Source organism: Aquabacterium sp. UBA2148, from assembly GCF_002328915.1.
Classification (GTDB): Bacteria; Pseudomonadota; Gammaproteobacteria; order Burkholderiales; family Burkholderiaceae_C; genus Aquabacterium; species Aquabacterium parvum.
Map to the genome: position 1 here is coordinate 3170 of NZ_DCXA01000100.1, position 10876 is coordinate 14045.

The 10876-nt window shown below is 66.8% G+C and carries 10 protein-coding genes and 1 pseudogene; 7 read left to right on the forward strand and 4 right to left on the reverse strand.

Annotation, left to right across the window (positions count from 1 at the left end; all coding sequences use genetic code 11):
* From B2W70_RS05420 to B2W70_RS05435, 4 genes and pseudogenes are all read left to right on the forward strand, one after another.
* Nucleotides 1-412, forward strand: a pseudogene (locus B2W70_RS05420) (hypothetical protein); the annotation flags it as partial.
* Nucleotides 413-471: 59 nt separating this feature from the next.
* A complete protein-coding gene (locus tag B2W70_RS05425) occupies nucleotides 472-1182 on the forward strand; it encodes a PspA/IM30 family protein (protein WP_058086819.1) in 711 nt (236 codons plus the stop codon).
* 1 nt (nucleotide 1183) lies between these two features.
* Entirely contained in the window at nucleotides 1184-2992 is a 1809-nt protein-coding gene (locus B2W70_RS05430; protein ID WP_286743638.1) for an ATP-binding protein, read from the forward strand.
* Between the two features lie 21 nt (nucleotides 2993-3013).
* Complete coding sequence (locus B2W70_RS05435; protein ID WP_058086817.1) at nucleotides 3014-3454, forward strand: TerB family tellurite resistance protein; 441 nt, start codon at nucleotides 3014-3016, stop codon at nucleotides 3452-3454.
* 11 nt (nucleotides 3455-3465) lie between these two features.
* On the opposite strand, the gene B2W70_RS05440 is transcribed toward B2W70_RS05435, so the two are convergent.
* A complete protein-coding gene (locus B2W70_RS05440; RefSeq protein ID WP_286743641.1) occupies nucleotides 3466-4959 on the reverse strand; it encodes a TPM domain-containing protein in 1494 nt (497 codons plus the stop codon).
* Nucleotides 4960-5108: 149 nt separating this feature from the next.
* Here B2W70_RS05440 and B2W70_RS05445 point away from each other — a divergent pair, with 149 nt between their 5' ends.
* Nucleotides 5109-6347, forward strand: coding sequence for a WG repeat-containing protein (locus tag B2W70_RS05445; RefSeq protein ID WP_286743642.1), 1239 nt, complete (start codon nucleotides 5109-5111; stop codon nucleotides 6345-6347).
* A 10-nt stretch (nucleotides 6348-6357) separates the two neighbouring features.
* Here B2W70_RS05445 and B2W70_RS05450 read toward each other — a convergent pair whose 3' ends face one another.
* Nucleotides 6358-6918 carry a fused DSP-PTPase phosphatase/NAD kinase-like protein gene (locus B2W70_RS05450; protein WP_058086814.1) on the reverse strand — a complete coding sequence of 187 codons (561 nt, stop codon included), beginning with the start codon at nucleotides 6916-6918 and terminating at the stop codon, nucleotides 6358-6360.
* Nucleotides 6919-7145: 227 nt separating this feature from the next.
* Here B2W70_RS05450 and B2W70_RS05455 point away from each other — a divergent pair, with 227 nt between their 5' ends.
* Nucleotides 7146-7667, forward strand: a complete 522-nt coding sequence (locus B2W70_RS05455) for a PEP-CTERM sorting domain-containing protein (protein WP_286743644.1) — start codon at nucleotides 7146-7148, stop codon at nucleotides 7665-7667.
* A gap of 18 nt (nucleotides 7668-7685) precedes the next feature.
* Here B2W70_RS05455 and B2W70_RS05460 read toward each other — a convergent pair whose 3' ends face one another.
* Nucleotides 7686-9707, reverse strand: coding sequence for a putative bifunctional diguanylate cyclase/phosphodiesterase (locus B2W70_RS05460; RefSeq protein WP_286743646.1), 2022 nt, complete (start codon nucleotides 9705-9707; stop codon nucleotides 7686-7688).
* 69 nt (nucleotides 9708-9776) lie between these two features.
* Here B2W70_RS05460 and B2W70_RS05465 point away from each other — a divergent pair, with 69 nt between their 5' ends.
* Nucleotides 9777-10106, forward strand: coding sequence for a hypothetical protein (locus B2W70_RS05465; RefSeq protein ID WP_286743647.1), 330 nt, complete (start codon nucleotides 9777-9779; stop codon nucleotides 10104-10106).
* Here the strand turns inward: B2W70_RS05465 and B2W70_RS05470 are convergent.
* Nucleotides 10091-10876 (reverse strand): LysR substrate-binding domain-containing protein (locus B2W70_RS05470; RefSeq protein WP_286743649.1); only part of this gene is annotated, 786 nt, incomplete at its 5' end. The two genes, B2W70_RS05465 and B2W70_RS05470, sit on opposite strands and share 16 nt — an antisense overlap.

The window sequence follows — 10876 nt, forward strand, 5'->3', positions numbered from 1 at the left end:
CCGCCTGGCCAACGCCGAGCCCGGCAGCGACGAAGCGCAGTCGGCCCTCGGGCTGCAGGCCGAGTACGAGGACGTCCTCGAGCGTGGCAGTCGCCTGAGTGCGCGCCGCTCCACGCTGGAGGCCGCGCTGGTGGGCATGCCGGTTCGCTTCGAAGAGGTGTACCAGATGGTCATGACGGCGCCGAATGCAGGCAACCTGGCCGAGATGCTCGAAGAATCGGTCTCCAGGCTCCAGCTCAGCGAAAAGGCCGCCATGGACATCAGCATGTCCACCTCCGACCTGGCGATCGCCTTGTCGCAGGCGGTCACGTCCCCTGAGCCTGGCGCAGAAAAATCCAAGGCCTCCAGGCGAGCGCCAAGACAGGCGGTCGCCAACGCCGCAGGCCGGCGCGAACACCCCGGCGGGCGTTGACCCAGGCCCCGGGCAAGCACCCCAGCAGACACAACACACCAACACAGGAACATCAGATCATGGCAAACCATCAAATCGCAGCCCGTCTGTGGAATCTGGTGAGTGGCTTCGTGGCCCTCTTCGTCACCAACGTCGAAAAAGAGCACCCTGAGATCGCCTACCAGAACGCGATCCAGTCGATGACCGAGAAGTACGGCAAGCTCAAGGCGGCAACGGGTCGCATCATCGCCAGGCGCATGGACCTGGAACAACAGATGGCGACGGCACAGTCCGAGCTGAGCAAGGTGCAGAGTCAGCTCAACGCCGCCCTGGCCACGAACCAGGACGACCTGGCGCTGGTGCTGCTTCAAAAGAAGAACGCCCTGGAAGAACAAATCACCGACCTGACATCGGACCTGGCCGAGGCGCAAAAGGACGCCGAAGAGGCAAAGGACTCGCTGCTGGAAATCAAGAGCGAGATCGACCGCCTCAAAGCCGAGAAAGAGCGCATGCTGGCGAAGTTCCAGAGCGCGGAAGCCCGCATCAAGATCCAGGAGTCGCTCGACGGCCTGTCGATCGATGCCGAAGTGCAAGCGCTGGCCGGCGTGCGCGAGCACATCAAGGGCCGCGTGGCCGAGGCCAAACTGGGCAACGAGCTGAGGTCCTCGGACCTCGACACACGCCTGGCCGCCTTGAACCGCTCGGCCGGCGCCGTCAACGCGCGGGCGCAGCTCGATGCGCTCAAGAAGGAACGCGCGAACGCCGCAGCCGTTGGCAGCAAGACGCTCTGACATGAGCGCGACGCTGAACGAGCGCGATGCCCTGCCGGACTGGGCGGCAGAGCTGCGCGACAAGTACCTCGCGGGCGAAGCCTCCACCTTCGTGCTGTACCGCAACGTCTTCGATGTGGTCTTGCACCAAGGTCAGTTGCTCGACCTCAAGACCTTCGTGGCCAGCGTGCTGGTGGGCGCCACCAAACAGACGGTGGTCGAGATCTCCGCCGAGTTCGGTGTGACGGTCACCCGAGGCGAGTTGCTGCTGCCCGAACAAGGTGACCTGGTCGACAAGCTGCACGCGCTGGAGGTGCAGTTGCGCACGCGCCAGGGCATGGGCCTGATCGTGCCTTATGCGGACCTGCTGATGCCAGGCGAAGGCGGCGGTCTGCTCAGCACGCAGGAGCGCCTGGTCTCGACGGTCTTTCACCGCTGGTCCCTGGACCGGGCCATGATGGCGGCAGACAACATCACCATCCTGATCACCGAAAGCCTGGGCGCGCTGGACCAGGTCTTGCTCAACAGCCCCAAGGTCTCGGCCATCGAGGTACCCATGCCCGAGCTCGCGGCGCGCACGGCCCTGGTCAAGCACCTGGACGCCCAGCTCAGCGAGCAACAGGTCGCGCTCTACGCGCAGCGCATGTCGGGTCTGCGCGCGGTGCAGATCGAAGGCCTGATGAAGGCCTCTGGTGGACACGGCATCGAGGCCAGCGAACGTGAATCGCTGATCCGGCAGTTGCTGGGTCAGGCGCCGGATGCCGAAGAACGGGCCAGGCGCTTTGCCGCCATCACCGCCGGCATGACCCGGTGGGAGATCGTCAAGCTGATCCAGCCCACGCTGGATGTGCCGTCGGCCGACCCTGACGAAGACGTGCTTCGACTGATCCAGGCCCGCAAGCGCGAGCTCATCGAGAAAGAGTGCGATGGCCTGATCGAGTTCGTCGAGCCCAAACATGGCCTGAGTGCGGTGGGCGGTGCACAGCACATCAAGGGCGAGCTCGAACAGGTCGCCAAGAGCCTGCGAGAAGGCGACACGGCGCTCACCCCCATGGGCCTGCTGGCCGTGGGCCCCATGGGCGCAGGCAAGACCTTCGTCATCAAGGCCTTCCTCAAAGAGGCCGGGCTGTCGGCCGTGGCGCTCAAGAACTTCCGCTCCAAGTGGGTGGGCTCGACCGAACGCAACCTCGAGCGCGTGCTGGCCACGGTCAAGGCCATGGGCCCGATCGCGGTGCTGATCGACGAGGGCGATCGCAGCTTCGGCAAAGATGGCGGCGAGGGCGGAGACGATGGCACGAGCTCACGCGTGATCGCGCGCCTCAAGGAGTTCATGTCGGACACCGACAACCGCGGGCGCGTGCTGTTCATCCTGCTGACCAACCGCCCCGACAAGCTCGACACCGACATCAAACGACCAGGCCGACTGGACCGCAAGATCCCCTTCTTCTACGCCGAGACGGCGGCCGAGCGAGCGCAGGTCATGAAGGCCGTGCTGGGCCGCCACACCCGCGCCGATGCGCTGGACGACGCAGGGCTGCAAGCCGTTTGCGAGCCCCTGGCTGGCTATTCCAACGCCGACCTGGAGGCCGTTGCCCTGCTGGGGCTCGAGTTCGCACACCGACGTCAGGGCCTGGCCCTGCTCGATGCGCTCACCGAAGCGCGGGAGGACTTCATCCCTCCGCAAGAGCGGGACATGATCGCTTTCATGGAGATGCTGGCGGTGTCCGAGACCTCGCGCCGCTCGCTGCTGCCGGAGCGCTTTCAAAAGATGCCCGTCCAGGACATTCAACTGCAACTGACGCAAGCGCGTGCACGCGCGCTGATGCGTTGAACCCAAATCAGGAGCCCAACGATGACCGACACAAACAAGCTGAACCTGAGCACCGAACAAGTCCAGGCGCTCGTGGCCGCGATGTTGTCTGTGGCACGCATCGACGGCGTGCACCCGGCAGAGGAAGCCTTGATCGCCTCGTTTCACCAGGAACAGGCGGGCAGCCCGGCAGCCGACCTGAACGCCTTGCTGCCCCTCGTTGAAGGCGAGCAGCCTTTGGCCAAGCTGGCGGCCGATCAAGATTTTGCCGAGACCCTGGTGCGCCTGTGCGTGATGACCGGATACGCCGACGGGCACCTGAGCGAGCCCGAGTGGTCGCACATCCAGGCGCTGGCGCAACGCAGCCAGGTGTCGAGCGAGCGCGCGCAGGAAATCCGCACCGAGGTCAAGGACCTGCTGGTCGCTTCCTTGTCGCACTTGCCCGACCCCGAGTCGGTGGCCAACGTCGCCAAGACGCTCTGACGCGAACGTCGTCACCAGCTCGTGCTGGCGCCTCCGCCACCCGAGCTGCCACCACCCCAGCTGCTCGACGACGAGCTGCTCGATGAGCTGGACGACGACGAGCCGAAGCTCGGCGAACCCGAGCCGCCGGACGACGACGATTCGGTGCGCGAAATGAGGTAGGTCTCCTTGCGCTGATGCCCGCAATGACGGCAGACGTGTTTGCGCACGCCCTTGCCTTGCAAGGTGGCCGTGGCACCCGTCAGCACGGTGTCGCTCTCGAGGCTCATCGCCACCGTGTGGCACTTCGGACAGGCTTCGAAGTCGGCGTCGTCGTTGACGAAGCTCACCCTTTGCGTGGCCCCGCACCCGCCGCACAACCAGACGTCGTGGTCGACCGAGCCCAGGCGCTCCTCGGTCTGGCGGGCGGCCGACAGGTGGGCGTCTTCTTGCTGCTCACTCAGCAATCGGGTGGGCTGACCGCAGGCCTCGCAGGGCCGCACGCGGCGACGGTAGCGCCAGCGCAAGGTCAGCACCCAGGGCAGGTAGAGCAAAAATGGAAATGGCAGCCAGATGGCCATCCAGACCCAGAAGGCCCGCTGCTGGCCCAGCAGCTGATGCAGGCGCACATGGGCCTGCTCGGCGAACAATGAGCGGGCACACCGGTGCAGGCGCCAGGCCTTGAGCGTCACCATCAGGATGAAGTAGGCATAAAGCAGCAGGGCCGCCGAGCCAACCCGGTGTGCGGGGGGCAGCCAGCCCACCGCGATCACGATGCCCACTGGCATCACCACGAATCGCAGCAGCCAGCCCACTCGTCCGTGCCGCATGGACAACGGGGGCAAGGCAGGGCTGGCGTCATCGTGCTTGAAGTAGCCGCGCACGGTGCGCACGGCAAACAGCACCAGGCCGATGAAGGCAATGGGGATGCCCATGACCCATTGCACCGTGGCCCAGTCGTCGACCTGCTCTGGCACCGAAGCGATCGCCTGCGCCGCAGCCGCCGGGTCGCGCGCCAGGCGGTCGACCTCGGTCAGTCCCAGCAGCAAGCCCTCGCCATACCGCCCTTCCTTGAACGCGGGCTTCATGAACTGCTCCTGGATGCGCAGGCACAGCACGTCGGGCAGCAAGCCCTCCAGGCCGTAGCCCGTGTGCATGCGCACCGTGCGCCGATCTCGCACCAGCAGCACCAGCAGACCGTCGTCGCGCGCGCGGTCGCCAATGCCCCAGAGCTCGAAGAGCCGCTGCGCGAAATCGAACACGTCAGCCGGCGATTCGATGTCGGCCAGGGCCACCACGGCCACCTGGACCCCCTTGTCGGTTTCCAGGCGTGTGAGCAGTTGCTCGATCCGAGCCTGGTGTTCGACGTCGATGATGTCGTCCGGGTTGGCGATGTGCCCCGAACCCGCAGAGCGGGGGTTGGGCACGCTGTCAGGCGCGTGTGCCGCCCACACGCCCAAGCTGCATGCAAGCAGCAGCCCGCAGGCCAGCCAGCGGGCCAGGGTTCCCCTGATGAAATGGTTCATGGGACGTGAGTCTGCCCGCCTTGCGTGCCCAGAAACCACGTTGCGAAGCAAGCTCCCCGCAATGAGGGGCCTGAGCCCCTCATTGGCCGAATACACGGGGCTGCAACGCTACAGTCACGGCCACAAAAACCATCAGGAAGGTGGGCCCCTTGCGCCCTTTTGCATTCGCCACCACCGTGGGGGTCCTCGAAGGCTTGCTGTGCTTGGGCGGCCTGTCCGGGATGCTCGCGGGCGGCTCCTTCGTTTGGCACAAGGCCCTGCCCTTCATCCTGGGCGTGGCCTTGCCCGTGAGCGCCTTCGTCGGCTGGCAGTCGTTCAAATCGGTGCTGGCGCTGCTCGGCTCTGGTCCGTCCTTCTTCAGAACCCTGGCTGCGGGCATCGTCGGGGGGGCCTTCATCGGGGTCGCGTTCATCTTGGTGATGCCCTTTCTCGCGCAGGAAAAAGGCCCCAGCCTGTCCACCCTGCTCAGCGTGGCCATCCCCAGCTGGCTGGCCATCGGGATGGTGTTGGGGCTGCTCTACGCAGCAGCCACCTGGCTGGTCAACGCCCTGCTGGTCAAGCTGGCCTCGGCCTGGTTCACCACAGCCCAGGACGCCGACACGCCGCTTGCCAACCCACCGGCACACAAGCCAACGCTGGTGCTGGCCGCGCTGCTGCTCACCGGCTTGGTCGTCGCGACACTCGTTCGCCAAGGCTGGCGAGATGGGGAACCCGTCGAGCTCGAGTTCGTGCCCCAAGCCACCGTCACCACCAACGCGAAGGGCCTGCAAGGCGCGGTTCGCGAGGATGGCAAGGAAATCATCCCGCACCAGTTCGCCTACGTCAGCCAAGTTGGCATGCAATTCTTCCTGGTCCGGGCCGCGCCGCCCGACGAGGACAGCCCACCGCTGTATGGTGTCTGGTCAATCGCAGGGCGAGAGGTGATCGAGCCCCGCTACCAAGGCATCCAGTACCACTCGCTGCACCAGCGCTTTCGGGTCTCGCTGGGCGAGGCCTCACCGAAATTCGGCTACCTCGATGAAGAAGGGCGCGAGGTTCTGCCGCTGGTCTACGACCAGCTCGAGCGCATCTCCAACCAGGGTGATGAGCCGACCAACGTGGCCCGTCAGGGCGATGGCTACGGCTACGTGGACATCCGCTCGGGCCAGGTGCTCATCGAGCCGGTGCACGAGTCCATCCACGTCTCAGAGCAACTGGTGGACGCCAATGGCCGGGGCATCGTGCTGGCGCGGCAAGGTGGCAAATGGGGCGTGCTCGACACACAAGGGCGCGCACTCACCGCTTTCCAGTACGACGAGCTCGACGTGGTGGACCACGAGACCCTGCGGGGCCGACAAGGCGAGACCGTGCGGAGCTTGCGATTTCAAGCCGGCAAGATCCTGCCTTGAAGACGCGGCTTCAACGCAGCACGCACCCTTTGTCGCCACAGTCGAAACGCGCGGCCCGCTGTAACATGTGCTGCTTGCGGTCTGCCAGCGCCTTGATTTGTGCCAGCCGCCCGGCGGCCATCTCGCGCAGGTACTTGGCATCCTGCTTGAACCAGAAGCCGTTGTAGCGTCCCATCTCGTCGATGGCGGCCTCCACCGACAGGCCTTCTTCGATGATCCGGTAGGCCGCCACCATCACGCCCGTGCGGTTCTGACCGGATCGGCAGTGCACGTACACGGGACGGGGCTGCGTGCGCACGATGGCGATGAACTCGGCCACGCTGTCATCCACCCAGCCTGGGGCGATGATGACGTTGGGCTCCCACTCGGGCACCTCGAAGTAATCGACCTGCCGAGACGACGCCACCGTTGCCTGCTGGAAGGAGCCCTTGTCGCTGTGCAGCATCTCGAGGTTGACCACGGTGCCCACCCCTTTGCTCAGCAGCGCCGAGGCACCTTGCTCATCGGGCTTGCCTCCGCGCCACAGCACGCCAGGGCTGACGATGCAGGCGTTGACCACGTCGGTCGTCAAAGCCTGTTTGCAGGCATCGGGATGAGGTTGGGGACCAGCGCAAGCGCTGAGCAAGGAAGCAAGGGCAACCGAGCCAAAAAGGGTTCGCAAATTCATCGATGGCCAGCCTGAAACCAGGCTCCGCAAGAAGGGGTTCTTCACCCAACCCACGACACAAGCTGTCACAGGCAACGGGGGTGGGCGACAGTAACATCGCCCCACTTCAATCCACATTCAGGGACCACCCAATGCGCAACATCTTGTTGCTGGGCGCGTGCGTCAGCGCCTTGTTCGCTCCGCTCGCCGCTTCGGCTGCCGACACCAGTTTTCACTTCACCTTCCAAGGTGGCGCCAATGCCGCCAGCGGGCAGCTGGAGGTCACGGACCTGGGCGATGGCCGCTTCCTGGCCACCTCCGGCGAGATGAGCGTCACGCTCGGTGAGGCCATCGGCTCTTACACCCTGCTGCCTGGTGGCCCCTCTGCGGGCCTGAGCCCCAGCGGCACCTACCTCTTCGACAACATCGTCGAGCCAGGTGCTGCCAGCGTCTTCACCAACGGCGGGCTCGTCTTTGGTGGCGCGGGCTTCGAGATCAACCTCTACAGCGTGGCGCCCGGTGAGTTCAAGTTCGATTACTTCACCGCAGGCGTCAACACCATCGATCCGACCACCGGCACGGTGGTGCTGAGCGCGGTGCCCGAGCCGAGCGCGCTGATGCTGGGTGCGATCGGCCTGGCGGCGTTGGTGGTAACCCGCAGGCGTCAGCGCTGAAGGCGCAACGCCCCGGCTTCAAGCCTGGATCACGTCGCTCTCTTCGAACGAGCGAGTCGGGGCCCACACGCCCCCCAGGTAACCCCGGTCGCCCGCTTGCTCACGCAACCAGGTCAGCAGTTGCACATGGGTCATGGGCTGGGCAAAGAAGTCGCCCTGCATCATGGGGCAGCCGGCCTGCTTGAGCCAGCTCACCTGCTCGAGCTTGGTGACGCCCTGGGCCACGATCTTGACCTCCAGGCGCTGCGCCAGGCCGATCATCAGCTCCAGCAAAGCGGGGTTGAAACCTGGCTCGCCGATGGCGCGCACGAACATCGGGTCGATCTTGATCTTGTCGACCTGAAGGTCGATGAGCCGCGCCAGCGACGACTGGCCGGCCCCAAAGCCGTCGATGGCGATGCGAAAGCGCATGTCCTGCAGCTGGCGCAGCGTGGCGTTCTCCTTGCTCACCTGGCCGACCATGGTGGTGCCTTCGGTGACTTCGAATTCGAGGTCGGCAGCAGTCAGCCCGTGGCGCTGCAGCGTCTCTTGCAGGTCTTCGACCAGGGCCTTGTCGCCCAGCTGGCGCATCGACACGTCCAGGCTCACGTAAGGCAGCACCAAGCCTTCCTTGCGCAGGTTCACCAGGTCTTGGCAAACCAGGCCGATGATGTGTTTGCCCAGTGGCACGATGAGGCCGCTTTGCTCGGCCACCGACATGAACTCTTCGGTGGGGATCAGGCCGCGCACCGGGTGGCGCCAGCGCACCATGGCTTCCACGCCTCGGATCTGGTCCTTCTGATCGAACTGAGGTTGGTAGACCAGGAAGAACTGGTGCGCGTCGATGGCGTGCTTGAGCTCGCCCTGGATCTGCGCGCGGCTGCGGGCGGCGTCTTCCATCGACTCGTGATAGAAAACCAGCCGCCCACGACCGGCGCGCTTGGCCTCGTACATGGCCAGGTCGGCTCGGTGCAGCATCTCGCCCACCGTGAGCGTGCCGCGCTTGAGCATGTGTGCGCCGATGCTCAGGCCCACCCACTCCTTGACGTCGTCGATGGGGATGGGCTTGGAGACTTGCTCGATCAGCACGCGGCAGATGGTTTCGATGTTGCCGCGCGAGGAGACGTCGGTGATGAGCGCGGCGAACTCGTCGCCACCGAGGCGGCCGATCAGCACGCCGCCACCGAGCGTGTAGCGCAGGCGTTGCGAGACGGTGCGCAGCACGGTGTCGCCAGCGATGTGGCCGTAGGTGTCGTTGATGAGCTTGAAGCGATCGAGGTCGAAGTACAGCAGGCAGCCATCGACTTCGAGGGCGCTGAGGTTCTCGGCTTCGTTGTGGCGCTTGAGCGCGGTCTCGAAGGCCACGCGGTTGAGCAGGCCCGTCAGCGCATCCCGCTCGTTGGACTTCGCCGTGCCGCCGGCTTCGCTCGGGGCAGCGGACTGGGCTGCCGACGCGGTCGGCGCACGCGAGGTGCGAACCCGGGCAAAGGCCCACAGCACGCCCACCATCATCAGGAGGCAGGCCAGCGACTGTTCGGCCGCCGTCACCCACATCGCGCCGAGCGAGTAGCTCACGCGCACGGTGTCTTCGGGCCGCGACAGCGAGGGCACGGCGGTGCACAGGGTCGCGAGGCTGAAGCCCGGCGAGCAGGCCTGGGCCTCCTCGCGGGCAAAGAGGGTTTCGCAGGAAGCCGAGGCGGCAGCGGCAGCGCCCTCTGCGGCGTTGGCCGCGTCGGTGCCCTGGGCGGCATTGGCAGCGCAGAAGGCCACGGCCTGCACGGCCACGTGCGGCTCCACCGCCGCGCCCACGGCCGGCAGCGTGACGGACGTCACACCCTGGGCGGCGTCCACCAGGTTGACCACGGTGGCGCCCACCGCTCGGGCCTGGCGTTTGGCGTCCATCCAGCGCAGGCCGGTCAGGGCCAGGCAGAACACCACGGTCAGCGCGATGCTCACGCGGGTGGCGCGCAGCCAGCTGCGCTTGACCGCCGGGTCCAGCAGGACCGGCGCCGCCGGCGTGGGTTGCTCAGCGGGTGAGAGGGGGGTCGGATCGGAAGCCATGGGTGGATATCGGCCCGGGTTTGCCGCAAGTTGAGGGCGGCAGGCCCCACGGTGGTACAAATTCGCCCCATGCCAGCCAAGCCGCCTTCGCTCGACTTCCTCAGCTTCGACGCCAGCTCCGACACCGGGGGCGTTCACACCTTCGACGCCATGGCCTCGACCTCGCGCGAGCGCCACCCTGCGGTGCTGGCCGAGGTGGACCAGGTGCTGGCCTGGGCCGAGCGGCGCTTCCCCGATGGCCCGGGCGACCTGGACGAGGGCGCCAGCTGGTGCCACGACCTGCAGGTCATGCCCGAAGGCGACTGGGTGACGGTGAACCTGTCGCTCAGCGGCACGCCCGCTTTCGGCGAGGCTTTTGCCCGCGCCTTCGCTGGCGCGATCGGTCAGGGCGAAGACTGAGCTGTCCCCTCGCAGACGCTGCGGGCGTGCGCCGGCGCCGAGGCGGCTCGCAAGGCCGCGTCGTGCTCGTGGAGCAGTGAGACGAACTTCTCCCCCGCCCCGCCCAGGGTGCGCCCGCGCAACCAAGCCGCCCCGAAGCGCACGGACTGCGTCAGCGCCGGCACAGACAGGGTCGTCAGGCGGCCCGAGCGCAGGTCGCCCTCGACCATGAAGCGCGGCATGAAGGACAGGGCATCGCTTTCCTGCAGCACCTGGCGCAGGATGCCCGAGCTGTCGCAGGTCACGCCCAGCAGGCCGGGGCGAAGGCGCTCGGGGGGCACGTGGGCGGCAGCGGCCAGCGCGGTCAGGGCCTGCAAGGCGGTTTCGGGCAGGTTCGGGCCAGCCAGGGGCCAGTCGAAGAGGTCGGCGGCGCGCAGCTCGCGCTTTTGCGCCAAGGGGTGACCGGCGCGAGCCACCACGCAGACCTCGTGCGCGCTCAGCGGGGCGCACTCGAAGTCGGGCAGCTGTTCGATCTCTCGCAGCTCGCCCAGCACCACGTCGACCTCGCGGGCGCGGGCGCGCTCGGGCAGCTCCTGCCAGGGCGCCAGCACGAGCTTGAGCTGCAGGCCCGGGTGCAAGGCGTTCAGGCGCCCCACCACCGGCCCCACCAGCACCGAGCCGCCCCAGGGGCCCACGCCCACGCGCAGCTCACCCAGCTCCAGGCCCTTGGCCAGGCGCAGCTCGCGGTCGAGGTCGCGCACCTGGCCTTCTAGCGCGCCGGCGTGGCGCAG

Coding starts and splice junctions, on each gene's coding strand:
- B2W70_RS05460 (WP_286743646.1), bottom strand. CDS start 9,707: ATGGCTTCCGATCCGACCCCCCTCTCACCCGCTGAGCAACCCACGCCG.
- B2W70_RS05430 (WP_286743638.1), top strand. CDS start 1,184: ATGAGCGCGACGCTGAACGAGCGCGATGCCCTGCCGGACTGGGCGGCA.
- B2W70_RS05435 (WP_058086817.1), top strand. CDS start 3,014: ATGACCGACACAAACAAGCTGAACCTGAGCACCGAACAAGTCCAGGCG.
- B2W70_RS05465 (WP_286743647.1), top strand. CDS start 9,777: ATGCCAGCCAAGCCGCCTTCGCTCGACTTCCTCAGCTTCGACGCCAGC.
- B2W70_RS05440 (WP_286743641.1), bottom strand. CDS start 4,959: ATGAACCATTTCATCAGGGGAACCCTGGCCCGCTGGCTGGCCTGCGGG.
- B2W70_RS05455 (WP_286743644.1), top strand. CDS start 7,146: ATGCGCAACATCTTGTTGCTGGGCGCGTGCGTCAGCGCCTTGTTCGCT.
- B2W70_RS05425 (WP_058086819.1), top strand. CDS start 472: ATGGCAAACCATCAAATCGCAGCCCGTCTGTGGAATCTGGTGAGTGGC.